Origin of the sequence: Amycolatopsis sp. cmx-4-83, assembly GCF_046548815.1 — a bacterium.
GTDB lineage: Bacteria > Actinomycetota > Actinomycetes > Mycobacteriales > Pseudonocardiaceae > Amycolatopsis > Amycolatopsis pretoriensis_A.
The window spans coordinates 98,336-123,138 of record NZ_JAEBEF010000005.1; the positions used below are offsets into that span (position 1 = coordinate 98,336).

The 24,803-nt window shown below is 71.7% G+C and carries 21 protein-coding genes; 5 read left to right on the plus strand and 16 right to left on the minus strand.

All coding sequences use genetic code 11. The features are described 5' to 3' along the window. Nucleotides 1–43: 43 nt before the first annotated feature. Complete coding sequence (locus ACLJQM_RS16185; protein WP_360765961.1) at nt 44–1,168, minus strand: PucR family transcriptional regulator; 1,125 nt, start codon at nt 1,166–1,168, stop codon at nt 44–46. Nucleotides 1,169–1,258: 90 nt separating this feature from the next. Here ACLJQM_RS16185 and ACLJQM_RS16190 point away from each other — a divergent pair, with 90 nt between their 5' ends. Then, nucleotides 1,259–2,149: an esterase/lipase family protein gene (locus tag ACLJQM_RS16190; protein ID WP_410631884.1), complete on the plus strand. Its 891-nt coding sequence runs from the start codon at nt 1,259–1,261 to the stop codon at nt 2,147–2,149. 1 nt (nt 2,150) lies between these two features. Here ACLJQM_RS16190 and ACLJQM_RS16195 read toward each other — a convergent pair whose 3' ends face one another. Further along, a complete protein-coding gene (locus ACLJQM_RS16195) occupies nt 2,151–2,603 on the minus strand; it encodes a MarR family winged helix-turn-helix transcriptional regulator (RefSeq protein ID WP_410631885.1) in 453 nt (150 codons plus the stop codon). 38 nt (nt 2,604–2,641) lie between these two features. Between ACLJQM_RS16195 and ACLJQM_RS16200 the strand changes: the two genes are divergently transcribed. Continuing rightward, nucleotides 2,642–3,538, plus strand: coding sequence for an alpha/beta hydrolase (locus tag ACLJQM_RS16200; protein ID WP_410631886.1), 897 nt, complete (start codon nt 2,642–2,644; stop codon nt 3,536–3,538). On the opposite strand, the gene ACLJQM_RS16205 is transcribed toward ACLJQM_RS16200, so the two are convergent. Next, complete coding sequence (locus ACLJQM_RS16205; protein WP_410631887.1) at nt 3,535–6,657, minus strand: GH92 family glycosyl hydrolase; 3,123 nt, start codon at nt 6,655–6,657, stop codon at nt 3,535–3,537. The genes ACLJQM_RS16200 and ACLJQM_RS16205 overlap by 4 nt on opposite strands. Before the next feature lie 157 nt (nt 6,658–6,814). Between ACLJQM_RS16205 and ACLJQM_RS16210 the strand changes: the two genes are divergently transcribed. Both ACLJQM_RS16210 and ACLJQM_RS16215 read left to right on the plus strand, forming a co-directional pair. Beyond that, on the plus strand, nt 6,815–7,510 hold the full coding sequence (locus tag ACLJQM_RS16210; protein WP_247019488.1) for a response regulator transcription factor: 696 nt from the start codon (nt 6,815–6,817) through the stop codon (nt 7,508–7,510). Beyond that, nucleotides 7,500–9,278 (plus strand): sensor histidine kinase, encoded by a 1,779-nt coding sequence (locus tag ACLJQM_RS16215; RefSeq protein WP_410631888.1) that lies wholly within the window; start codon nt 7,500–7,502, stop codon nt 9,276–9,278. The genes ACLJQM_RS16210 and ACLJQM_RS16215 overlap by 11 nt, the downstream gene beginning before the upstream one ends. Here ACLJQM_RS16215 and ACLJQM_RS16220 read toward each other — a convergent pair. The 6 genes from ACLJQM_RS16220 to ACLJQM_RS16245 all read right to left on the minus strand — a co-directional run bounded on the left by ACLJQM_RS16220 (nt 9,268) and on the right by ACLJQM_RS16245 (nt 15,832). Beyond that, on the minus strand, nt 9,268–10,095 hold the full coding sequence (locus ACLJQM_RS16220; protein WP_410631889.1) for a carbohydrate ABC transporter permease: 828 nt from the start codon (nt 10,093–10,095) through the stop codon (nt 9,268–9,270). The two genes, ACLJQM_RS16215 and ACLJQM_RS16220, sit on opposite strands and share 11 nt — an antisense overlap. Further along, nucleotides 10,085–10,969, minus strand: coding sequence for a carbohydrate ABC transporter permease (locus ACLJQM_RS16225; RefSeq protein WP_360765941.1), 885 nt, complete (start codon nt 10,967–10,969; stop codon nt 10,085–10,087). The genes ACLJQM_RS16220 and ACLJQM_RS16225 overlap by 11 nt, the downstream gene beginning before the upstream one ends. Then, nucleotides 10,966–12,255: an ABC transporter substrate-binding protein gene (locus ACLJQM_RS16230; RefSeq protein WP_410631890.1), complete on the minus strand. Its 1,290-nt coding sequence runs from the start codon at nt 12,253–12,255 to the stop codon at nt 10,966–10,968. Before ACLJQM_RS16230 ends, ACLJQM_RS16225 begins: the two co-directional genes overlap by 4 nt. 74 nt (nt 12,256–12,329) lie before the next feature. After that, nucleotides 12,330–13,385 (minus strand): LacI family DNA-binding transcriptional regulator, encoded by a 1,056-nt coding sequence (locus tag ACLJQM_RS16235; RefSeq protein WP_410631891.1) that lies wholly within the window; start codon nt 13,383–13,385, stop codon nt 12,330–12,332. A 48-nt stretch (nt 13,386–13,433) separates the two neighbouring features. Then, nucleotides 13,434–15,053 (minus strand): FAD-dependent oxidoreductase, encoded by a 1,620-nt coding sequence (locus tag ACLJQM_RS16240; protein ID WP_360765932.1) that lies wholly within the window; start codon nt 15,051–15,053, stop codon nt 13,434–13,436. A gap of 212 nt (nt 15,054–15,265) precedes the next feature. After that, nucleotides 15,266–15,832, minus strand: a complete 567-nt coding sequence (locus tag ACLJQM_RS16245; RefSeq protein ID WP_410631892.1) for a TetR/AcrR family transcriptional regulator — start codon at nt 15,830–15,832, stop codon at nt 15,266–15,268. 89 nt (nt 15,833–15,921) lie between these two features. On the opposite strand from ACLJQM_RS16245, the gene ACLJQM_RS16250 reads away from it, so the two are divergent. Then, the gene (locus ACLJQM_RS16250; RefSeq protein WP_410631893.1) at nt 15,922–17,058 is read left to right on the plus strand and encodes an MFS transporter; all 1,137 of its coding nucleotides are present in this window, start codon (nt 15,922–15,924) and stop codon (nt 17,056–17,058) included. Here ACLJQM_RS16250 and ACLJQM_RS16255 read toward each other — a convergent pair. The 7 genes from ACLJQM_RS16255 to ACLJQM_RS16285 all read right to left on the minus strand — a co-directional run bounded on the left by ACLJQM_RS16255 (nt 16,979) and on the right by ACLJQM_RS16285 (nt 24,669). Beyond that, complete coding sequence (locus ACLJQM_RS16255; RefSeq protein ID WP_410631894.1) at nt 16,979–17,977, minus strand: RNA polymerase subunit sigma-70; 999 nt, start codon at nt 17,975–17,977, stop codon at nt 16,979–16,981. The genes ACLJQM_RS16250 and ACLJQM_RS16255 overlap by 80 nt on opposite strands. Beyond that, entirely contained in the window at nt 17,967–18,734 is a 768-nt protein-coding gene (locus ACLJQM_RS16260) for an isocitrate lyase/phosphoenolpyruvate mutase family protein (RefSeq protein ID WP_410631896.1), read from the minus strand. The genes ACLJQM_RS16255 and ACLJQM_RS16260 overlap by 11 nt, the downstream gene beginning before the upstream one ends. 3 nt (nt 18,735–18,737) lie before the next feature. Then, nucleotides 18,738–20,135, minus strand: a complete 1,398-nt coding sequence (locus ACLJQM_RS16265; RefSeq protein WP_410631897.1) for a DHA2 family efflux MFS transporter permease subunit — start codon at nt 20,133–20,135, stop codon at nt 18,738–18,740. A gap of 73 nt (nt 20,136–20,208) precedes the next feature. Next, entirely contained in the window at nt 20,209–21,363 is a 1,155-nt protein-coding gene (locus tag ACLJQM_RS16270) for a 4-hydroxybenzoate 3-monooxygenase (RefSeq protein WP_360765915.1), read from the minus strand. 71 nt (nt 21,364–21,434) lie between these two features. Next, nucleotides 21,435–22,172 carry an IclR family transcriptional regulator gene (locus ACLJQM_RS16275; RefSeq protein ID WP_410631898.1) on the minus strand — a complete coding sequence of 246 codons (738 nt, stop codon included), beginning with the start codon at nt 22,170–22,172 and terminating at the stop codon, nt 21,435–21,437. A gap of 45 nt (nt 22,173–22,217) precedes the next feature. Next, complete coding sequence (locus tag ACLJQM_RS16280) at nt 22,218–23,984, minus strand: chitinase (protein ID WP_410631899.1); 1,767 nt, start codon at nt 23,982–23,984, stop codon at nt 22,218–22,220. 124 nt (nt 23,985–24,108) lie between these two features. Then, nucleotides 24,109–24,669 (minus strand): AAA family ATPase, encoded by a 561-nt coding sequence (locus ACLJQM_RS16285; RefSeq protein WP_410631900.1) that lies wholly within the window; start codon nt 24,667–24,669, stop codon nt 24,109–24,111. Nucleotides 24,670–24,803 lie beyond the last annotated feature (134 nt).

Sequence of the window (24,803 nt, forward strand, 5' to 3'; positions counted from 1 at the left end):
CCGGCGGGATCCGCAACGGATCCGGCGAACCGCGACGCAAGCGTTATCCCGACAACTCCTGACGGGAAATGTCGTACGCGGTCATCGCGGCGGTCAGGTGGCGGGCGTCCGCGGGCCGCGTCGCGTCGTAGCCGGTGATCAGCTGGACGCGCCCGAGGCGGTAGGTGAGCGTGTTGCGGTGGATGTTCAACGCGGTCGCCGCCTCACCGCGGTTGTAACCCGAAATCACGAACGCACGCAGGGCGTCGATGAGGTGCGGGTGATCTTCGAGCGGCAGCAGGACGGCGGCGAGCGCTTCCCGCGCCGGGCTCGGCCGGGCCAGCTGGTACTCGATCGCCAGGTCCGCCAAGCGGTACAGCCGGGGCGCCCGGCGCAGGCTCTCCGCCAGCCCGAGGACTTCGCCGGCTTCGGCGTGCGCGGCCGGGATGGCCGCGAGCGTCCGCGCGTGGGCGGCCGCCGCGGTGCACGGGCGCCCGCAGACGCGGTCGACCCGTGCCGCGACGGCGTCGGCCGCGACCCCGGCGGGGACCAGGAGCACGCCACCGTCCCCTTTGAACGTCACCAGCACGCCGGGCTGGGTGTCCAAATCGGACCGGACCGCGCGGAAGAGGTCCGTCGCCGCACGGGAACCCGCCGAAGCGGGCAGTGAAGGCAGGTGGAAGACGACGACGTCGTAGCTCTCGGCCAGGTCGATCCGGCGCACCGGACGGCCGGCGAGCAGGCTCGCCGCCAGGTTCTGGCGGTCCTCGCGCCGCTCCCAGTCGAGGTCGTCGCGCTCCTTCAGGTACGCCTCCGCCACCCGGGGCATCACCTCGCCGAGGAAGTCCAGCATCCGCGCGCCGAGCAGCGCGCGGTCGCCGGCCGCCAGGTCCCAGGCGACGCTCGCGGCCAGCGGGTAGATCTTCAGCACGGCGTCCAGCGGCAGGCCGTCGCGGGCCCGCTCGGCACCCCACGCGATCGGCAGCGCCAGCTCCGGCGCGGTCGGCCGCCGGTCCTCGGCGACCGTCGTCAGGAACAGCTCGAACACCGCCCGCGCGTTGGCGACCAGGTCGCCTTCCAGCACGCTCGCCGGCAGCAGCCGGTACGCGGGGATCTCGGCGGCGCACTTCGCGATCATCGCGGCCGCGATCTCCCCCGCCCGCGGGAACAGCGCGTCGACGGCGTCCATGCCCGGCATTGTCACCGTGCACAAACGGTCAGGGCAAGTTTCTGCGCGTTTTGCCAGCAGACAGCGTTGATCAAGGAGCGCATGCTGTGCATGACAACCAGACGATGGGACTTCGCAATGGCGCGGGGAACGAAACGATGGCTGGCCGCGATCGGCCTGGCGGGCGCACTGGCGCTGAGCGCGGCGGTCCCGGCCCAGGCGGCCGCGGCCGGGGGCAACAACGACTTCGCGTGCCGTCCGGGCGCCGCCCACCCGAACCCGGTCGTGCTGCTCCACGGCACCTTCGCCACCTACTACGAGGACCTGAACTTCCTCCAGGCCGACCTGGCCGCCCGCGGCTACTGCACGTTCTCCCTGACCTACGGCGCCTACCCCCAGTTCCCCTTCGTCGGCGGCCTCAAGCCGGTCGCGGAGTCGTCGCTGGAGATCAAGGACTTCGTCGAGCGCGTCCGCGCGGCCACCGGCGCGGCGAAGGTCGACGTCGTCGGGCACTCCGAAGGCGGCCTCCAGTCGATCTACCTGGCCAAGATGCAGGGCATCCAGAGCGAGATCGGCAAGGTCGTCGCGATCGCCCCGCCGACGCACGGCGCCAACGCGTCCGGCCTGCTGACGCTGGCCTACACGCTGCTGGGCAAGTCCACGTGGGACACGATCGTGAAGACGATCGGCCTGCCGATCTTCGCCGACGAACTGGACGGCGGCGCGGCGATCGTCGCCCTCAACACCGGCCCGGTCGCCCAGCCCGGCATCGACTACACGGTGATCACCTCCCGCTACGACGAGCTGGTGACCCCGACGGAGACGTCGTTCATCCGCGAGCCGGGCGTCCACAACCGCTACGTCCAGGACTCGTGCCCGTTCGACCCGGTCGGCCACATCGGCGAGGCGTACGACCTGAACGTCTGGCACCTGGTGCGCAACGCCCTCGACCCGGCTCACGCCACCCCGATCAAGGTCTGCGCGGTGGGTTCCCCGGGCTGAGTCAGCCCGTCGGCAAGCCGATCCGGTCGCCCTCGAGGCTCGCGCGCAGCCGGGACACGGCCTGGACGGCGGTGTCGTCGAAGGCGTCGCCGACCAGCTCGGTCAGCACCTCGGTGAAGGTCCGGCCGGCCGCCTCGGTCAGGCTCGCGCCTTCGGCGGTCAGCACCAGCAGGGACGACCGGCGGTCGGCCGGGTTCGGCTGCCGGGCGATCCACCCGTGCCGTTCCAGGCGGTCGATGCCCTTGCTGGTCGCGCCGATGCCGATGGCGAACTCGGCGGCCAGGTCGGCGACCCGGGAGCCGGGGTGTTCGCGCAGGTGGCGCAGGAATTCGTACTGCGAGGTGACGATCCCGTGCCGCTCGCGCAGCCGGTCGTTGAGCGCGTTGTAGAGGCGCGTCTCACAGCGGACGAGGTCGGAGAAGAAGGCGTAGGGGTCCCCCGATTTAGATGCCACGGCATATACTGTAGCGGCATCTACTTCGGAGGGCGACGATGAGCAAGGAACAACGCGCGAAGATCGACGCGATGCTGCGGGCACCGGCACCCGCGGGGCCGCGATCGGTCGAGGAGATCCGGTCGGGGTTCGCGGCGCTGATGGCCACGATGATCGTGCCGAAGGACATCCGGACCGCGGAAGCCGCGCTCGGCGGCCGCCGGGCCCTGCGGGTCGGGCCGGCCGGCGGGCCGCGTCCCGGGACGATCCTGTACTTCCACGGCGGTTCGTTCGTGTTCGGCTCGCCCGAGACCGCGCTCTCGCTGACCGGGAACCCGGTGGCCAGGACCGGGTTCCCGGCGCTCTCGCTGGACTACCGGCTGGCGCCGGAGCACCCGTTCCCGGCCGCGAGCGACGACTCGCTCGAGGCCTACCGGGCGCTGCTCGAAAGCGGCGAGGACCCGTCGGCCGTCGCGTTCGCCGGGGATTCCGCCGGCGGTGGCCTCGCGGTCACGACCTGCCTGCGCGCCCGCGCCGCCGGCCTCCCGCTGCCGGCGGCGATCGTGGCCTTCTCCCCCGGGCTCGACGGCACCCGGACCGGCGAAAGCATGCGGACGAAGGCGGCCGCCGACCCGATCCTGACGCGCGAGGGCCTGGACCGCACGGGCGCGATGTACTTCGCGGGCCAGGACCCGCGCCAGGAGCTGATCAGCCCCGCGGTGCTGGCCGACCTGACCGGCTTCCCGCCGATGCTGCTCCAGGTGGGCACCAACGAACTGCTCCTGGACGACTCGACGCGCCTGGCCGCCCGCGCGCGAGCCGCCGGGGTGGACGTCGTCCTCGACGTCACCGCCGACGTCCCGCACGTGTTCCAGTGCTTCGCCGGGGTCCTGGACGAGGCCGATCAGGCCCTCGACCGCGCCGCCCTCTTCCTGACCCAGCACCTCCCGGGCTAGGCGAGGCCGATCGCGAAGACGTGCAGGTCGCGGTCCGAAGGCAGGGTCACCGAGGCGATCGTCTTGCCGGCCGGGGCGTCGAACGGCGCGGTCGCGTACACCGACGCCCCGCCGCCTTGGCCGCCCGGTTGGTTGCGGTGGTCCGTGCGGGCCACCAGCGTGTTGCCGAACACCGGGTCCGTACCACCGCCCGGGAAGACCCAGTCGCCGAAGGACAGGTCCGCGGTCGCGGTCGTGCCGTCGGTGAACGTCACCGTCGCCGACCCCCGGTGGTCGCCGTTCGAGGCCGTGCCGATGAACGACAAGCGGGTTCCGGACACCTGCACGACCTGCCCGGCCGCCGCCGCGTTGTCGGGACGTCCAGTCGGCGCCGCGGGCCAGGTGAACGTCGTGCCGGACACCGACGCCGGCTTGCCGCCGACCAAGCCGGCCGCGGCCAGCGCCTGCCGCGAGAGGCTGTTGCCGGCGCCGTCGATGTCCGCCGAACCGGCGTCACCGTCGTCGGAGATGCCCACGTTCGCGTACGCGGCCGCCAGGCCGCCCGGAGGCGCGACCAGCACGATCACCGAAGTCTTGCTCCCGCCGACGGTCACCGGCACCTGGTAGTACCCCTCGGCCGTCCCGGCGGCCACCGCCACGCTCAGCTTCGCCGTACCGCTCCCGGTCCGGTCGTCGAGCCGGACCTGCCGCGGCCCGGTCACCGACAGCCCGGCCGGCGCCCGCGTGGACACGTCCAGCGCCCGCTCGCGCCCGGCGAGCCGCTGCCCGCTGACCGTGAACTCGCCGCTGGCCCCCGGCGCGACGGCGACCTGGTTGGTCACCGACGTCAGGTACGGCCGCTCACCGTCCCGATAGGACGGTGGCACCGAGTTCGACGCCCAGCGCTTGTCCGGAGTGGACACCAGCGAGAAGTCCAGCCGCCCGCCGTCCCGCACGGTGTTCGCGGGCAAGGACGTCCGGTTCCAGTCACGGCCGTTCAAGGAAAGCGAATGGACGTACGTCGCCGGTGCCTGCGGCGCCCGGATGTCGAGCGTCCGCCCGGACGGCAGCGACAGCACCGCCCGCTCGAACAGCGGGCTGTGCACGACCAGGTCCGGCGTCCCCGGCGTGGCCGGGTAGATGCCGAGCGCGGCCCAGACGTACCACGACGACTGCGCACCGAGGTCGTCGTTGCCCGGCTCGCCGTCCGGGGTCGCGCTGAACAGCGTCGTCGCGATCTCGCGGACCACCTGCTGCGCCTTCCACGGCTGCCCGACGTGGTTGTACAGCCACGGGACGCCGAAGTCGGGCTCGTTGCCCGCCCACATGTACGGCTCGTTGGGGCCGACGTTCAGCTTCTGGAAGAACGTGTCCAACCGGGACGACACCGCGGCCGGGCCGCCCATCGCCGTCACCAGGCCGGCCGGGTCCTGCGGCACCAGCCACGTGTACTGCGCCGCGTTGCCCTCGTCGAACCCGTCCTGGCCGAACTTGCCGGGCGGCGGCGGGACGTACGCCGGGCCGTCCGGGAAGCGCCCGTCCTGCCCGCGCGGCTGGAGGTGGCCGGTGAGCGGGTTGAACAGGTTCTGCCAGTTCTGCCCGCGTTTCGTGAACTCGCGGGCGACGTCGCGGTCGCCGATGCCCTGCGCGAACTGCGCGATCGCGAAGTCGTCGATCGCCCACTCCAGGGTGATCGACGCACCGACGCGGGCGTGGTCGCCGCGGGAAGCGTCGTTGTTCGGCAGGTACCCGCGAGCCACGTAGTCCGCGATGCCCCGCCGTTCCTGGTACGCCCCAGGCGTTCCGTCCACCGAGGTCGCACCCTTGACCAGGTACTTCAGCGCCGTCTTGACGTCGAAGTCCCGCGCGCCGAACGCGTACAGGTTCGAAATCAGCGCGACCGAGCTGTCGCCGGTCATCTGCCCGGTGTAGTCGTTCGCCATCGGCCAGCGCGGCCACCAGCCACCCTGGACGGCGTCGTTCGTGAGCGACTGCGCCATGTCACTGGCTTCCTTCGGGAAGAGCATGGCGTGCAGGGGCGCGAGCGAGCGGTAGGTGTCCCAGTCGGAGAAGTTCGCGTACTGGTGCCGCCCCTTCGGCAGGGTCCGGACCTGGTCGTCGAAGCCGGTGTACCGGCCGTCGGCGTCGTCGAACGTGTTGGGGTGCAGCAGCGAGTGGTACAGCGAGGTGTAGAACGTCTTGAGCTGCGCGGTGTCGCGACCCGCGACGCGGATCTTGCCCAGCGCCTGCGTCCACTTGTCGCGAGTGGACTTCCGGACCGCGCCGAAGTCCCAGCCGGGAATTTCCGCGGCCATGTTGGCCTTCGCGCCGTTGACGCCCACATAGGACATCGCCACCTTCGCGTGCACCGTGCCGGAACCGAACGTCAGGTAAGCGCCCGCCCGCGGCGAGTCGACGCTGTCGGTGCCCGGTTTCACCGACGAGCCGTCCCACGTGCCGTGCGCGGTGAACGGCTGGTCGAACGTGATGTCGTAGAAGACCGTGTACTTGTTCGGCTTGCCGCAGAAGTTGCCGGTGGTCGCCGACCCGCTCACCTCGCGGTCACCGGTGATCTTCAGAGTTGCGGCGGAGTTCCCCGCCAGGCTGGCACCGCCCTTGACGAGCACCTGCGGCGTCGAGCCGGCCGGGTAGGTGAACGTCGCGAGCCCGGTGCGGGTCGTGGCGGTCAGCTCGGCCCGGACGTTCGAGTCGGCGAGCGTCACGGCGTAGTAGCCCGGCTCGGCCTGCTCGCCGTCGTGGCCGAAGTGCTCGGTGCGGTCCCAGGGCGCGCTGCCGACGTCGCCGGTGACCGGGAGGATCGGCACGTCCCCGAACGCGTTGCAGCCGACCGAGGCGTGGTCGAGGCTGAAACCTCGGATCTGATCCGAGTGGTACTGGTAGCCGGCGTACGCGCCCTGGGTGTCCGGCGAGAACTGCATCATCCCGAACGGCGCCGCCGGGCCGGGGAAGTTGTTGATTTCGCCGACCGAGCTCCCGCCGCGACCGGTCCCGATCAAGGTATCGACGTAGGCCGCCGGGTCCCCAACCAGCGGTGACAACGTTGTCGGCGCCGCCGAAACGACGGCGGGCACCCCGATCACCGCCGTCGCGACCAGTGCCGCCATGAACCTGTACCGCACCCGGTGCCTCCCAGAGCCGACAGCCTTGTCATCCGACCTTTGCCTGCGCCGCACCTCCGGGTCAACACTTTGACAAAGACCTGGCTCGTGCCCTCAACGTATGAAGATCCGGTCAGGATCGGGTGGTGGCCGTGTCAGGGCGCCTAACCTCGACGCGGTGTGCGCACGTGTACTGGTCGCCGAGGACGACGAGAAGCAGGCCGAGGTCCTCCGGCTCTACCTCGAAAGCGAGGGCCACACCGTCGTGCTGGCCCCGGACGGCCGGGCGGCCCTCGACGAAGCCCGCCGCGAACGGCCCGACCTGCTGGTCCTCGACGTGATGATGCCGAAGGTCGACGGCCTCGACGTCTGCCGGATCCTGCGGCAGGAGTCCGACGTGGCGGTGCTGATGCTCACCGCCCGCGCCACCGAGGACGACCTGCTGCTCGGCCTCGACCTCGGCGCGGACGACTACCTGACCAAGCCGTACAGCCCGCGCGAGCTGATGGCCCGGGTCCGCACGCTGCTGCGGCGGACCGCCGGCCGGCGGGAACCACCGGACCCGGCGTTGCGGGCCGGCGCGCTGCGGCTCGACCCGGTCCGGCACGAGGTGTCGGTCGGCGGCCGCGCGGTGGAGACCACCCCGGGCGAGTTCCAGCTGCTCGAGACGCTGATCCGGCAGCCGGGCCGGGTCTTCACCCGCCGCCAGCTGCTGGAGCTGACCCGCGGCGACGACCGGTTCGTCAGCACCCGGATCATCGACGTCCACGTGCTCAACCTGCGCAAGAAGCTCGAGCCCGACCCGCAGAAGCCGGTCTACCTGCGGACCGTGTTCGGCGTGGGCTACAAGCTGACGGCGGAACATGACGCGTAGCTTCCCCCGGCGGCGCAGCCTCGTCGTCCGGCTCACCGGCGTCTCGCTGCTCATCGCGCTCGCCTCGATCGCCGCGACCGCGTGGCTCGCGGTGCAGACCACCACGCGCGCGATCCAGCAGGAGCAGGGCCAGGCGCTCTCCGGCGACGCGACGATCTACACCGAACTGCTCGGCTACGCGGCGGCCAACCACACGTGGGGCCAGGTCGGCCCGCGGCTGAAAGCGCTGTCCGAGCAGACCGGCCGCCGGATCGTGCTGACCACCCTCGACCGGCACGTCCTCGGCGACTCCGGCGGCGCCCCGGTCACGCTGCCGGTCAAGGCGACCGCGTCGGTCGACCCGCTGCACGTCGACCCGGTGCTGCTGCCGCAGGCCGGCACGAGCGGGATCGACCCGCGGGCGGCCGGCCCGTTCCGGCTGCCGCAGTCCGAACGCGACGAGCTCGCCGCCGTGGCCCGGAAGGCCACCGCTTGCCTCGCCATGGTCGGCCTTCCCAGCCAGGTGCGGGAGTCACCGAGCGGGCGGGCGCAGCTCACCGGGCTGGACCCGCTGTCCGCTCGCTACTTCGCTTCGAAGTGCGGCCTGTACGAGCTGGCCGCGCCGACGCCGACCGAGGAAAGCGCGCTCCGCAGCCTCGACGAAACCGTGAACCGCTGCCTGCGGAGCCAGGGCGCGGACCCGGTGAAACTGGGCCTCGACCTGGAGGTCCTCGACGTCCCCGACCAGCGGCCGACCCAGGGCTGCCTCGACTCGGCCCGCCGCGAGCAGCTGACGCCGTTCGTCGCGCCGCCCGCGTTGCTGTTCACGCTCGGCCCGGGCGGGTCGCAGCTGCCGACGTTCACGCTGTCCCGGGAGAACCTGACCCGGATCCTCGCGGTGACCGGCGGCGTGCTGGTGCTGGCCGTCGCGCTCACGGTGCTGGTGGCGACCCGGCTGTCCCGCCCGCTGCGGGCGCTGACCGAAGCGGCGCAACAGGACCGCCCGGCGCCGGTGAAGTCCCGCGACGAAGTGGGGTACCTCGCGACCGCGTTCAACGACCTCACCGCGCGGCGGGAGCGCATCGAGGAGCTGCGCAAGGCGATGGTCAGCGACATCGCGCACGAGCTGCGCAACCCGCTCAACGTCATCCGCGGCCGGCTGGAGGCCGCCGAGGACGGCCACCTGCCCTTCGACCACGCCCTGAGCGCGTCGCTGCTCGAGGAAACCGTGCTGCTGCAGCACATCGTCGACGACCTGCAGGACCTCGCCGCGGCCGACGCCGGGCAGCTCCGGCTGCACCCCGAGCCGCTCGACGCGGCCGAGCTGGCCGGGCACGTCGTCGTCGCGCAGGCCGACCGGGCCGCCGCGGCCGGTGTCGGGCTCACCGTCGAGGCCGACGGCGACACCGCGCTGGCCGCCGATCCGGTGCGGCTGCGGCAGGTCGTCGGCAACCTGGTGACGAACGCGATCCGGCACACCCCCGCCGGCGGCCGGGTGACGATCCGCGTTTCCTCCACTGTGGACGAGGTGGCGCTCGCCGTGGCGGACACCGGTACCGGGATCGCCGCCGCGGACCTGCCGCACGTGTTCGACCGGTTCTGGCGGGCCGAGAAGTCCCGCAGCCGCCAGACCGGCGGCAGCGGGCTCGGCCTCGCCATCGTGCGGCACCTCGTGCACGCCCACGGCGGCACGGTGACCGTCGAGTCCGAAGTGGACAGCGGATCGACGTTCACCGTCCACTTCCCCCGGGCGCAGCTTTCACGTGAAAGCTACGCGGCTAGCCCTTGAGGCCGCTTTGGGCCAGCCCTTCGACGAACTGGCGTTGCGCGATGATGAACACGACCAGCACCGGCACGACGGTCGTGGTCGCGGCGGCGAGCTGGACGTTCCAGAGGTGACCGCCGTAGACGTCGACGTACTGCGTCAGCGCCACCGGCAGGGTGAACATGTCCTTGTCGGTCAGGTAGACCAGCGGTTCCAGGAAGAAGTTCCAGGTGTTGAGGAAGGTGAAGATCGCGACCGCGGCGAGCGCGGGTTTCGCGATCGGCAGGGCGACGCGCCGGTAGAGCCCGAACCGCGAAAGGCCGTCGAGCCGGCCCGCTTCCTCGAGTTCGCCGGGGATCGTGATGAAGAACTGGCGCATCACGAACGTCGCCAGCACGCTCGGCGCCCCGAAGATCGGGACGACGATGAGCGGCCAGTGCGTGTTCGTCAGGCCGAGGTCGTCGACCACCCGGAACAGCGGGATGATCGTGACTTCGCTGGGCACCATCAGCCCGATGAGGATCAGCGCGAACAGCTTCTCGCCGCGGAACCGGATGCGGGCGAACGCGTACCCGGCGAGCGAGGAGAAGAACATCGTGCCGAGCGTTACGAGCACGGCGATGTAGAGGCTGTTGAAGTACTGCCGCGCCAACGGGAAGTCGGTGAACGCGACCCGGTAGTTCTCCCACTGCGGCTGGTCCGGGAACAGCTTCGGCGGGTACGCGAGGACTTCGTTGGCCGGCAGCAGCGACGCCGTGATCATCCACCAGGTGGGGAACACGAACGGCACGGCCAGCACGACCATCACCGCGTAGCAGGCGATCTTCGCCCTACGACTCATGGAACACCCACCGCTTCCGCATCCGCCACTGCAGCAGCGTGAGCACGAGGATGACGAGGAACAGCACGACGGCCAGCGCGGAGCCGTAGCCGAGGTCGTGGTTGGCGAAAGCCTGCTGGTAGAAGTAGAACACCAGGACGTTGGTGCTGTCGGCGGGGCCGCCGAGGGTCAGCACCTGGATCTGCGCGAACACCTGCAGCGCACCGGCGACGGTGATGATCGCGGTGAGCAGCGTGGTCGGGCTGATCATCGGCAGGATCACCGAGCGGAACCGCCGCCACGGCCCGGCACCGTCCAATTGCGACGCCTCCGTGATCGACGCCGGGATCCCCTGCAGCGCGGCCAGGAACAGCACCATGTTGAGCCCGACGTTCTTCAGCACCTGCACCACGATCACCGACAGCATCGCGGTCCCGTTGCCGCGCAGCCAGTTCGGCCCGTCGACGCCGATCGTCTGCAGCAGCGCGTTGATGCCGCCGTTGTCCTGCAGGAGGAAGTTCCACACGATCGTCCAGGCGACGAGCGTGACGACCACCGGCGAGAAGAAGACCGTGCGGAACACCGTGGTACCGCGCAGCTTCAGGTTCAGCAGCAAGGCCAGCGACAGCGCCAGCACCAGGTTGAGCACGACCAGGCCGACGCAGAAGATCGCCGTCGCGCGGGCGACCTTCGGCGCGGTCGGGTCGTCGAAGAGCTTGGCGTAGTTGTCCGCGCCCGCGAACGACGACGTCCCGGCGAGCAGGTTCACGTCCTGGAAGCTGTACCAGACCACCGCGACCAGCGGCGCCACGACGAAGGCGAGGAACCCGAGGGCTTGCGGGGCGATGAAGAGCCACCCCGCCAGCTCCTCGCGCTTCCTCGACGTCCACGTCATCGGCTCAGTGCCGGGTCGATGGCCTGGCAGACCCCCGCCAGCGCGGCGGGCACGTTCGCGTCCGGCTTCCACATCGGGTCCAAAGCGGACTGGACGAGCGACGCGATCCGCGCGCTGCCGGTGTGCGACGGCAGCACCGCACCGTTCTTGATCCCGTTGACCACGACGTTCTGCAGCTGGTCCTGGCTGAACAGCGGGTTCGCCTTGGCCAGCGTGGCCGCGTTGAGCAGGCTGTCGCGCGCCGGCGGGAAGTACTGGCCGAGCTTCGCCGAGTTGGCCGGGTTGGTGAAGAACGCGAGGAAGTCCGCCGCGGCCTTGGCGTGCTTGCCCTTGACCGGCACGCCGATCCCGGCCTGGCCGATGACCTGCGCGTTCGCCTTGGGCCCGGCGGGCAGCGGGACGATGCCCCACTCGAACGGCTTGGCCTTCAGCAGCCCGGCGCGGCTGATCTGCGCGATGGTCAGGCCGCTTTCGCCGGCGAAGAAGTCCGCCGTAGTCCCCGGGCCGGGCAGGGCTTTGTCGGTGAAGATCGCCTGGTGCAGGAACGTCATCGCGGACGTCATCTCCGGCGAGGTGAACCCGCACGTCTTGCCGTCCGGGCCCCAGGCGTCGGCGCCGAAACCGCGCCACACCGAGGCGAGCAGCACCCACTGCTTGTACTCGAACTCGCGGATGACCAGGCCCGCCTTGCCGGTGTCCTTGGCGGCGACCTGCGCGGCGATCCGCTTGGCGGCGTCCCACGTCCACTGTCCACTCGCGACCAGCCGGTCGGGCGTCTCGGTGATCCCGGCCTGGGTCAGCAGGTTCTTGTTGTAGAACATGCCGAACGGCGACGTCGAGAACGGGTAGGCGTACAGGGCGCTGTCCTTGGTCCACAGCTTCGTCGCCGACGGGACCAGTTCGCCCGCGTTGTACCCGGCGGCAGTGTCCAATGTGGGCTTGAGGTCGGTGAGCGCGCCGGACTGGACGAAGTCGGGGGCGTCGCGTTCCAGGATCCACGCGAGGTCCGGCGGGTTGCCGCCGGAGAGCTGGGTGGTGAGCGCGGCGGAGTAGGCGCTCGTGTCACCCGGGACGACGTCGAACTTGACCGACGCGACCTCGGGGTGGGTCTTGCGGTACTCGGTGGCGATGGAGTCGAAGAGGGCGAGCTGGTTCTTGTCCGTCGTCCAGACGGTCATGCGCAGTGCGATGTTCTGGTCGTCACCGGCGCCGCCCGAGCACGCCGTCGAAACCAGTGCGACGGCGGACAGGGCCGCGGCGAGCAGCCGGATTCTCCGGTAGGCCACGATGCCTCCTGGTTATTCGAATTAGCAGGGACGGTAAGCGTCGCCCCCTGCACTGTCAACAGGCCGCTTGAGCCTCAGTGGGAGTCTGTTGTGGAGGGTCCGGTCGCGGTGGCGCCCGCGTGGATCCTGCACGGCAGGAGCAGCTGGCGCGACCGGGGGTTCTTCAACAGCTCGACGAGCACGCGCACGGCGTGCACGCCCATTTCGTGGCGCGGGATGCGGAACATCGACCAGTCGGTGGCGGTGCTCGGCACGGCGTGCGCGTGCGGCTGCTGCGACGGGTCGGCGTCGCCCAGCACGACGAGCGAAAGGTCCTCGGGCACGGTCAGCCCCAGGTCGTGCGCGCACGCCAGGATGCCGTCGGCCATCGCCGAGCTCTCGACGAGCAACGCCGTGACACCCTCGTCGAGCGCCTGCCGCAGCGCGACCGCCGGGTCTTCGGCCAGGAAGACGAGCGGCGGACGGCGGTGCTTGCGCGCGGCGGCCTCGTAGCCGGCGCGGCGGTCGAGCGTCGGCTCGTTCTCCTCGGTGACGCTGAGCAGCCCGATCCGGCGGTGCCCGAGGCCCCACAGCCACTCGTGGACCTCACGGGTGGCGGCGACGTAGTCCGCCCCGACGTAGCTGATCGGCCCGGTCGGCGACTCGCGGCGGCCGACGAACACGAACGGGAACTGCTCCTCGACCAGCTGCGCGAGCTCCTGCGGGTCGTTGTGCCGGCCCAGCAGGATCGAGCCGTCGGCGATGCGCAGCCGGTTCGTGCCGGCTTCGTAGATGCGGCGGCGCCCGTCGCGGCGGCCACCGCTGGTGAACAGCAGCAGGTCGAAGCCCTGCTGTTCGGCCTCCTCCTCGATGCCGAGCAGGAACGGCCGGTAGAAGTCGGCCACCCCGGACGGGAACACCGACTCGTAGGTGAAGACGCCGAGGATCTGGTTGGACCCGCCGCGCAGGCGACGGCCCATGATGTCCACGGTGTACCCGGTTTCGCGGAGCACCTGCTGCACGCGGTCGCGGGTCTCCGGGGTGATGCGCAGGCTGTCGGAGCCGTTGAGCACCATGGACACGACGGCCTGCGAGACGCCGGCCAGGCGCGCCACCTGGGCCTGCGTGACCCGGCCCGAACCCGCCGTCATCCGTGACTCCCTCCCGCCGTTCTCCGGCAGACCCTACCGGCGGCACGGTCAGTACCCCCGCACTTCCGGCCACCGGCGTTCCACCCCGGCGACGTCCAGTACCCGCGCGAAGTCCTCGAAGAGGCGGGCGTCCTCGCGCACGGCTTTCGGTTCGACGTCCTCGCCGAGGGCGAAGGCGGCGAGCAGCCCGGCGACCTCGCCGATGTTCCACTCCACGGGGTGCAGCCGGAAGCAGCCGTTCGTGATGTGCGTGGTGCCGATGTTCTTGCCGGCGGGCAGCAGGTTGGTGGTGCGGACGGGCAGCAGCGCCCCGAGCGGGATCTCGTACGGCACGCTGGCGACGTCGATGTAGCCGTCCCCGCCGGTCGACGGGTGCAGGTCGATCCGGTAGCTCCCGACCCCGACGGCGTCTTCGCGGCGCACGCGGCCATCGACGCCGAGGATCTCGGCCGAGACGTCGTGTTCGGTGACGGTCGTGACGGCCTTGATGCGGCGGGCTTCGCGGACGTACGCGGACTTCGCGAGCCCGTCCTTCGTGCCGGTGACGTCGGGGCGGAGCTTGAGCCCGGGGAAGCCGGTTCCGCCGTCGGCGCGGGGTGCCTCGGTCTGGAGCCAGTACAGGACGGAGAGGCTCAGCTGTTTGGCTTCTTCGTGCGCTTTCGCCACGTCCGCTTCGGTCGTGTGACCGGGAATGGTGAGCGCGGGCTTGAGCCAGTAGTCGTTGAGCGGCCAGTTGACGAGCGTGATGTCGGAGTCGAAGGCGCCGTCGGTGTGCAGGTTGCGGGCGAGGATGCGGCGGAAGGCCCACAGTTCCTTGTCCCCGGCGTCGGCGCTCTGGTCGGCGGCCACGGTGAGGGGATCGCCGGGCGGGTTGGGGACGAAGGTGCGTTTGACCGGCTCGAGCGTCCGCGGGTCCGGGGCGACGAAACCGAGGAGCGGGCCGGGCCAGAAGCCCGGCTGGTAGTCGCGCCAGAAGCCGTACGTCGCGGGCCGGTCGACGACGTGGTTTTCGCCTTCGTGGTGGGAAACCGCGAAGCAGTAGGTGATGCCCTGCAGGTTGGCCGGGTCGGCTTCATCGGGGGCGTGGGGTTCGCCGTGCGTGCTCTTGGCTTCGGCGCCGGTGACGTGCTCGGTGCCGGCGAGCGGCAGGAGGTCGCCGTTCTCGGTGGCGTCGAGGACGTACCGGGCCCGGACGGTGAGCCGGTCGGGGCCGCTTTCGAGCGTCACGGCGTCGACGCGATCCCCGTCGGTGTGCACCTCGACCGGCCGGTGGTTGCGCAGGACGTGGATCCGCCCGGCACTGACGTGCGGCGCGAGCATGGCTTCGAGCACGGCCAGCGCCACCCGCGGCTCGTGGCAGAGCTTGCTGACCCGCCCGGCCCCGGGGTTGAGCTCCGCCCGCCTCGCGGCTTCGGCGCGAAGCGGGTAGTGGCGGCGGTAGTGGTCACGGATCCCGGTGCGCAGTTCGCGGTAGGTGCGAGTGGACCCGAACCGCTCGATCCACGGATTTTCGTCCGGCGGAACGGCTTGCGCGGTGAGCTGACCGCCGAGCCAGTCGGTCTCTTCGGTCAGCACGACCCGGCGGCCGTGGCTCGCCGCGGCCAGCGCGGCGGCGACCCCGCCGAGGCCGCCGCCGACGACGAGAATCTCGGTGCCCAGTTCCGTCATGAAGCCTTCCCGAGGATGATAATTCGAATTACTACGCGGGTATGGTGCGCACGGGGAGGGCGACGAGTCAAGAGACAGAACCGGACAGCGTGGCCGATGAAGACGGGCGCGGGCCGGATACGGGGGCCGCCGCGAGCGAGACCCGCATCAGTGTCGATGCGTCGCGGGTTCGTTCGCGGTCCGGGCGAACCTCGGACGTGTGACGCGAGAACTCAGGCGGGCTGGTGGCCGATCAGCCTGGCGGCCAACCGCTTGGCCGTGCGGAACGGCTCCGCGTCCTGGGTGACCACAGACCGGACCGTGGCTCCCTCCAGCAGGAGCATCAGCTCGTCGGCCAGCCCGTCCGGCTCCCCCGCGCGCGTGACCTGCGCCCGCAGGTACCCGTGCAGCGCAGTCTTGTGGTGGCGGACTACCTCACGCACCGGGTCGGCCGGGTCCGGGAACTCCGAAGTCGCGTTCAGGAACGCGCAACCGCGATACCCGTCGCGGGACAACCAAGCTTCGTAGGCGTCGAACACCGCCAGCACCCGCTCCCGCGGGTCCGGACAGGCCGCCGTGATCTCGTCGACCTGCTCCTGCCACAAACGATCGCGCTCCCGCAGGTACGCCACCACGAGCCGGCCCTTCGAACCGAAGTTCCCGTACAGAGCCGCCTTGGTCACGCCCGCCTCGGCGGCCACCGTGTCGACGCCGACCACGTGGATGCCGTCCCGGTAGAACAGCGTCGACGCCGCCTTGAGCACCTTCCCCCGCGCGTCGCCGGGGCGAGTCCGGCCCATCTCGCCTCCATACCCTTCGGTCTATCCGTCTACCTGGCCAAAGCCTAGCAGACCTTGACAGCCAACAGACCGGTCTGTCTGATGAACCCATGGCGACCAAGACACGAGAAACGACGTCCTGGTGGCCCCTCGCCGCAGCCGGCGCGGGGGTCATCGCCCTCTGCTACGGGTTCGCGCGCTACGCCTACGGACTGTTCGTCCCCCGCTTCACCGAGACGTTCGGCCTCACCACCGTCGGCATCGGCGTCCTCGGCGGACTGTCGACCGCCGGCTACGCGGCGGGACTGCTCATCGCCCCGAAAACCTCGGCACGCTCGGCCCGCGGCACCGTCCTGCTCGCCGGAGCGGCCGCCACCACCGGGCTGGCGCTCATGGCGGCGGCCCCGCACGTCACCGTCTTCGCCGCCGGCATCGTGGTCGCCGGCGCCAGCGCGGGACTCGTCTCACCCGGCGTCGCCCAACTCATCAGCGAGAGCGAGAGCGAAAACCCGGCCCGGGCCCAGACCTGGGCCAACACCGGCACCGGCCTCGGGCTCGCCGCGTCGGCGTTCACCCCGCTCCTGGCCCTCGGCTGGCCCGTCGTCTGGGCCGCCTTCGCCGGCCTCGGCGCGGCCATGACGCTGCTCGCCTGGCGGACGCTGCCGCACACCACCCCCCAGCCGGCGACCGCCGGCAGCACGAACACCACGCCGCTCGTGCTCAACTCCGTCCTCATCGGCGTGACGAGCGCGCCCTACTGGACCTTCTCCGGCTCCCGCCTCGCCGAAGCCGGACTGAGCCCGGTCGCCGCCACCTGGTGCTGGTTCGCGATCGGGGTGGCCGGGCTGCTCGGCGGGCTCGCCGGCCGGGTCGTCGACCGCGTCGGGCTCCGGGCCGCCAACCTCGCCACCTGGACGCTCGCCGCGGCCGGTCTCGCCCTCCTGGGCGTCCCGGGCCTCGGGCCGAAGAGCGCACTGATCTCGAGCGCGCTCTTCGGCAGCACGTACATGGCGCTGACCGGCCTGTGCATCGTCTGGGCGGCCCGCGTGTCCCCCGCGCGGCCCGCCCGCGGCGTCACCTGGTCCTTCGTCGGGCTGGGCGCCGGGCAGACCGCCGCCGCCCCGCTGGCCGGTGCGGCGGCCGGCACTCTCGGACTGGGACCGGTGTTCATACTGACCGGTCTGGTCGCACTGCTCGCGTGGACTCCCTGGGCCAAGCCAGCCGGGCCGGCAGCCCCGCGGCCGTGACGAGCTCCGGGCCCGGGAACTTGACCGCCCGCGACAGGCGCTCGCCCGTCACCGTGAACACCCACAGCCCTTCCGCGCGCAGGACTCCCCCGGCGTCCGGGCGGTAGCTGCCCGCCGCGGGCTGCCCGTTGGCGCGCGTGGGCCGCAGCCGGATCGCCCGGTCCGCCTGGAACGCGTAGCGCTCCAGGAACGGCAGGCACACGCTGACCCCCTTGAACCACACCGGGTGCGGCACGGCTTCGAGGCTGAAGTCGTCGTGGATGACGGTCCGGATGGCCGCGGTGTCCTGGGCCTCGAACGCCGCCAGGTAGCGGTCGAGCAGCGCCCGTTCGACCGCCACGTCCGGCGGCGGTGCGTCGAGGTCGAGTTCGTCGAGCCGCTGCCGGGCCCGCTGCAGCAGGCTCTTCACCGCGGGAACGCTGATGTCGAGCGTCTCCGCGATCTCGGCCGCGGACCACGACAGGACCTCCCGCAGCAGGAACGCCGCCCGCTGCCGCGCCGGCAGGTGCTGGAGGGCCGCGATCAGCGCCAGCCGCACCGACTCGCGCCGGACGACGACCTCGCCCGGGTCGCCGAGCACCGCGTCGGGCAGCGGCCCGAGCCACGCGTGCGACCCGCCCTCGAAGACCCGGGCGTCCGGATCGCTCGACGGCGCCCCCAGCCCGGCGGGCAGCACGCGCCGGTGCTTCAGCTCGGTCAGGCACGTGTTGGTCGCGATCCGGTACAGCCACGTCTTCAGCGACGAACGCCCTTCGAACGCGCCGACCCCGCGCGCGGCACGCAGGTACGTCTCCTGGACGACGTCTTCCGCGTCCTGGTAGGACCCGGTCATCCGGTAGCAGTGGGCGAGCAGCGCGGGGCGGTGCGAGTCGAACTCGTCCCGCAGCCGCGCGCTCCCGACCAGCACCTCAGCTGACATCGCGCACTCCCCGCTCGTGGATGGCCACCAAAGCTTCCCGCATCCCGGCGAACCCCGAGCGGTGGAACCGCGGCCCGTACGAAACCCGGGCCACCCCGAGCGCCGCCAGCCCGGCCAGGTCCAGCGCCGGGTTCGTGTTGCCGTTGACCGGGCCGGGGACTTCGGCGACGACCCGCGCGAGCGCGTCGCCGGGCGCGCCGATCGGGTACACGCAGTCCGCGCCCGCCTCCCGGTAGCCGCGGGCACGCCGGACGGCCGCCGCCACCCGGTCCGCCTCGGGCACCCCGGCGGGCGGCAGGAACACGTCGATCCGCGCGTTGACGACCAGCGGGACGCCGCTCGCGTCGGCGGCCGCGCGCACTTCCGCGAGCCAGTCCGCGTGCGCCTCGGCGTCCGCGAGCCCGCCGGCGCGGTGGTCGGTGTCCTCGAGGTTGCACCCGGCCGCCCCGGCTTCGAGGAGCCGGTCCACCAGCTCACCCGGTGCCAGCCCGTAGCCGGCTTCGGCGTCCACCGTCACCGGAACTCCCACGGCGCGGGCGATCCGGGCGGCCGCCGCGAACATCTCCCGCCACGGCGCCGCTTCGCCGTCCTGGAACCCCAGCACGTCGGCCACGGCGGCGCTGGACGTCGCCACCACCGGGAACCCGGTCTCGACGACGAGTTCGGCGCTGGCTTCGTCCCAGGCGTTCGGCAGCACGAGCAGGTCGCCGTGGTGCAGTTCGCGCAGCAGGTCGGCGTGGGCTTTCAAGCCGGTCATGGTTCAGCTCTCCTTCGCTTCGAGGCGGGGGACGAAACAGCCGGCCAGCGCACCGGCGGCGGCGAGGGCGGCGCTGAGCACGACGGCGGCCGTGAACCCCTCGGTGAACGCTTCGTAGCCGCCGGCCAGCGAGAACCCGGCGACCAGGACGGCCACGCCGAAGGCGCCGCCGAGCTGCCGCATCGCGCTGAACGCGCCGGACGCCTTGCCGAGGAACCGCGGCCCGGCCGAGGTCAGCACCGCGCTCTGCACGGCGGGCAGGCACATCGCGATGCCCGTGCCCGACAGCACCAGCGGCGCGGCGAGCACCCAGTAAGTCGTCGACGGCCCGGCGGCCGCGGCGATCCACAGCATGGCCAGGCCGTGCAGCCCCAGCCCCGCGACGATGAACGGCCGCTCGCCGAACCGGCCGACCAGCCGCCCGGCCAGCTGCGGGACGACCACGGTGGTCAGCCCCCACGGCGCCAGCCCGGCCCCGGCGGCCAGCGGCCCGTACCCGAGCCCCTCCTGCAGGAACTGGGCCATGAAGAAGGTCGCGCCCAGCGCCGAGGCCCAGTGGAAGAAGATCACCGCGTTGCCCGCCGAGAACCGGCGCGAGCGGAACAGCCGCGGCGGGAGCATCGGGTGCGCCGCCCGCCGCTGCCAGGCGACGAACGCGCCGAGCGCGATCAGCCCGGCCGCGAGCGGTGCCGCGACGCCGGTCCAGCCCGCGGTGCCGACCTGCGCCAGCCCCCACACCACCCCGAACGACCCGGCGCCGGCCAGCAGCAGCCCCGGCACGTCGAGGGCGCGATCGGGCCCGTGACTCTCCTCGACCCGGGTCAGGGCGAGGACGACCAGGACCGCGCCGACGGGGACGTTGATCCAGAAGATCCACGGCCAGGAGATGCCCGCCACGACAGCGCCACCCAGCAGCGGCCCGAACGGGACCGCCACCCCGCTCACGCTCGCGAAGACGCCGAGCGCCTTCGGCCGCAGCTCCGGCGGGAAGGCGGCGCCCAGCAGCGCCAGCGCGAGCGGCACGACGAACGCGGCGCCCGCGCCCTGCAGCACCCGCCCGGCGATCAGCGTGCCGGCGTCCGGCGCGAGGGCGCAGACCAGCGAGGCCAGCGCGAACACGCCGACCCCGGCCGTGAACACCCGCCGCCGCCCCCAGCGGTCCCCGGCGGCCGCGGCCGTCATGAGCAGGACGGCGAAGCTCAGGCCGTAGGCGTTGACCGTCCATTCGAGCTCGGCGACCGACGCGCCGGTGCCGGCCTTGATCGCGGTCAAGGCGGTCGCCACGACCAGCGCGTCGAGCACGACCATCATCGAGGCGATCGAGGTGATCGCCAGGACCCACCTTCGCTTCGCTGTTCCTGTTTCCGGTACCGCCGGTGTGGGCGGGGTTTCGACGCGCACTCGGGACTCCTCGCGGCTCGCTTCGCGTTCTGCCGAGGGTTGGACAACGCGCGAGCCGAAAAGGAATCGGTGCTTACAGCGGCAACCCCGAATAGTTGTCCGCGAGCTCGGTCGCCGCGGCCGCCGACGTCACCGTGCGGCGGAGCTGGGCCAGCTGGAGCTGGGCGTCGAAGTCGTCGCCGTGGCGGTGCAGCATCGACGTCATCCACCAGGAGAAGTGCGTGCTGCGCCAGACCCGCCGCAGCGCCGTGTCCGAGTACGCGTCGACGAGCTCGTCCGTGCCGTCCTTGAGGGACGCGGTGAGCGCCTTCGCCAGCAGGGCGACGTCGGCGACGGCCAGGTTCAGCCCCTTCGCCCCGGTCGGCGGCACGATGTGCGCGGCGTCCCCGGCGAGGTAGAGGTTCCCGTGCCGCATCGGCGTCGCGACGAAGCTGCGCATCGGCAGCACGCTCTTCTCGGTGATCGGCCCGGTTTCCAGCGCCCAGCCGGGGTGGCCCAGCCGCTGGGCGAGCGCGTCCCAGATCCGCTCGTCGCTCCACTCGGCGATGTCCTCGTCCGGCGCCACCTGCAGGTAGAACCGGCTCACGCGCGGCGAGCGCATGCTGTGCATCGCGAAGCCGTCCGGGTGCCAGGCGTAGATCAGCTCGTCGGCCGACGGCGCGACGTCGGCCAGCACGCCCAGCCACGCGAACGGGTACGCGCGCTCCCAGATCGCGGCGTCGGGGATGGCGGCGCGGCTCGGCCCGTGGAAGCCGTCGCAGCCGACGACGACGTCCGCGTCGACCCGCCGCGCCCGCCCGCCGTCGTCCACGAAGGTCACGTGCGGCTTCCCGGTGACGTCGTGGAGGGTGACGTCGGACGCCGAGTAGTACGCCGGGCGGCCGGCCTTTTCCCGCGCCGCCATCAGGTCCTTGGTGATCTCGGTCTGCCCGTAGATCGTCACCGACCGGCCGACGAGGTCGACGAAGTCCAGGTGGTGCCGCTCGCCCGGCCACTGCAGGTGGATGCCCCGGTGCTCCATGCCCTCGACGTCGAGCCGGCCGCCGAGACCGGTTTCGCGCAGGAGCCCGACCGTGCCCGCCTCGAGCATGCCGGCGCGGATGCGCGCCTGGACGTAGCCGGGGGTCTGCCGTTCGAGCAGCACCGAGTCGATGCCTTCGAGACCGAGCAGGTGGGACAGCAGCAGCCCGGCCGGGCCGGCGCCGACGATGGCGACCTGGGTGCGCACGGGAACGTCCTTTCACGCGGAGAGCCCCGAGCATCTCCCGGCGGGCCCGGCCCCCACCACCGCACTCTCATTCAGTGAGAGAGTGTCCGAGAGATTCCGCGGGCCGCCGCGCGCAACGCCGGGATCTGCATCCGCGCGGAGTCGTCGTTGGGCACGATCACCGACAGCGCCGCGACGACGTCGCCGCCGCGTCCCCGCAGCGGGACGGCGATCCCCGTGGTCTCCTCGTCGATGAAGCCCGCGCAGAACGCGTAGCCGTCCCGCCGGACGTCGGCGAGGAAGCGCCGCAACCGCGCCGGCTCGGTCAGCGTCGTCCGGCGGAACGCGCCGAGCGGGCCGGCCAGCACCTGTTCCTGCAGTTCGGCGGGCGCGTGGGCGAGCAGCACGAGCCCGGACGACGACGCGTGCAGCGGCAGCCGCCCGGCCACCCGTGTCACGTTGACGACCGCACCGGGCGCGGAAAGGCGTTCGACGAACAGCACCTCGCGGTCCTCCAGCACGGCGAGCTGCGTGTGGTGCCCGACGACGGCGTGCAGGTCTTCCATGAAGGGCAGCGCCGCCTCCCGCAGCCCCAGCGTCGGCGAGGCGCGCGAAGCGAGTTCCCACAAGCGGACGCCCACCCGGACCCTCCGATCGGTGTCGCGCCGCAGCCAGCCGTGCCCGACCAGCTCCTCGATCAGCCGCGACGCCGTCGCGACGTGCAGCCCGGTCCGCCGCGCGATGTCGGTGACGCGCAGCGCGGGCGCGTCCGGTTCGAACGTCTCGAAGATCCGGACGACGCGCGTCAGCACGGAGTCGCGTTTCACCACGTCAGGCAGTGTGCCCCAGCCATGGCCGGGGCACACCGCGACGCGTCAGGGCAGCGAGTTCAGGAACGGCTCGTGGCTGTTCTGGAACTCCCAGTTGTAGTACTTGTCCCAGTTGATCGACCAGGTCATCAGCCCGCGGAGACTGGGCGAGGTGCCGCCGCGCAAGGTGTACGAGCCGCAGCCGCTGCCCTTGACCAGGCAGTTGACGGCGGTCTGGACGTCCGCGGGCGAGGTGTAGCCGTTGCCCGCGCTGACCGCGGCGGGCAGGCCGATCGCGATCTGGTCCGGCCGCAGCCCGGGGAAGAACTGCCCGGTGTTCGCGACGCTGAAGCCGGCCTTGAGCATGTCGGTCATCGCGATGTGGAACTCGGCGCCGCCCATGTTGTGGTACTGGTTGTCCAGGCCCATGACCGGGCCGGAGTTGTAGTCCTGGACGTGCAGCACGGTGAGCGAATCGCGCAGCGCGTGGATGACCGGCAGGTACGCGCCGGTCCGCGCGTCACCGGCGCCCGAGCCGCCGTAGAACTGGTAGCCGACCTGCACGAAGAACGTCTCCGGCGCCATCGTGAGGACGAACCCCGAGCCGTACTTGGCCTTGAGCGACTTCAGCGCGGAGATCAGGTTGACGATCACCGGCGTGGTCGGGTTGCGGAAGTCGGTGTCACCGGCGTTGAGCGAGAGCGAGTGGCCCTCGAAGTCGACGTCGAGGCCGTTGAGCCCGTACTTGTCGATGATCGCCGAGACGGAGCTGACGAACTTGTCCCGCGCTGCGGTCGTGGTCAGCTGGACCTGGCCGTTCTGCCCGCCGATGGAGATCAGGACCTTCTTGCCCTGCGCCTGCTTGGCCTTGATGGCGGCGGTGAAGTCGGCGTCGCTCTCGACGTTCGGGCACTCGGCGACGGGGCACCGGTTGAAGCGGATGTCCCCGGAGGTGACCGAGGTCGGCTCCCCGAAGGCGAGGTCGATGATGTCCCAGGCGGCGGGCACGTCGGCCATCCGGACGTAGCCGGAGCCGTTCGCGAAGCTGGCGTGCTGGTAGCCGATGAGCGCGTGCTTCGGCAGACCGGTGTCGACGCAGCCGGTGGTGGTGGCACTGGTCGTCGCACTCTTGGGCGATTCCCCGGCGGAGTTGTACGCGGCGACGGCGTAGCTGTGGGTTTCGCAGGCCTTCAGACCGCCGATGGTGGCGCTGGTCCCGGTCGTGGTGGCGACGACGGTGCTGCCTTCGTAGACGCGGTACCCGGTGACGGTGCCGGCGGCAGCGGCCCAGCCGAGGGCGATGGAGTTGTTCGTGACGCTGCCGGTGGCCGGTACGCCGGGCGCACCGGGCGTGCCGGGGGTGTTCCCGCCAGGGCCGTCGAGGACGACGTCGTCGGCGTAGTAGGTGCCGGCGCCGTACCAGCCGTGGAGGTAGAGCTGGGCGGAGGTCTGGTTGCCGGTGGTGAAGGTGAGTTGCAGCTGGTTGTAGGCGCCCGAGTTGCCGGACCAGGTGGAGGCACCGCCGGTGATGCCGAGGTAGACGGGATTCCCGCGCACCCAGGCGGAAACGGTGTAGGTGGTGTTCGGCTGAACGGACACGGTTTGCGCGCACTGGGCGTAGTCGGCACCGACGGGCGTGCCGGCGAGGGCGTACCCACCGCCGTGCACGGGGGTGCTGACGGCGGTGGCGTTGGCGCAGGACCAGCCGGAGAGCGAGCCGGCTTCGAAACCGGGGTTCGTGAGGAGGTTGGCGGCTTCGGCTTGCCCGGTCACGAGACCGGAGAGCGCGAGCACGAAGGCGGCGAGGGTTGCGGACAGTCTGGAACGCCTCATCGGGTCCTCCAGTCGGGGAGTTACCCGATATTGTCTAGACCAATATGTAAAATGTCCAGACCAACGGAGGGTGAGCGGGGCCGCGACGCGCCCCACCGGGTACGGCAAATCCGCACCGGGTCGCTCAAGAACCCAGTTCCACCAGCAGCTTCGCCACCAGCCGGGTGCGTCCCGCGCGGGACCGGTCGATCACCTGCACGCTGCTCCACCCCGCCGGAACCCGCTCGGCGAGCAGGTCCTCGCGCCACTTCCCCACCCGCCGCACGTGCCGCGCGAACGACCGCGGCCGCACCACCCGGCCCCGCCGCCGCTGGCCCTCCAGGGCCTGCTCCGCCGGCACGTCGAGGAACAGCAACCGCACCGGCCGCCCGCTCACCGCGCCGACCAACGCCAGCAGCGCACGAGTCGACGCCCGCGTCGAAGGCTCGTGGACCACGATCGGGCCCGTCGCCCCGAGCGCGCGGCCGACGATCCGCGCGCGGTGCCACGCGTGCACCACCGGCCGGTAGCAGCGGTACGGCACCGACGGGACCGCCGCCCCGAGGCGCTCGCGGACCTGGTCGGAGTCCAGCACCGGCAGGTCCGTCGCCGCGTGGCGGAGCATCGTCGTCTTGCCCGCGCCCGGGAGACCCGCCACGACCAGCATGTCGCGTGGCCCGAGTTCGATGACAGAGGACTCGCTCATGCCCGCTCAACGCCCGGCCGAAGGTAATGGTTCCTTTACCATTTTTCACGGTCCGTGACGCCCGCTTCGGGTGAAGATCGCGCCCACCCCTTCCCGGCGCCCGGAAAATCCCTATCTTCGGGAAGGGACACGGC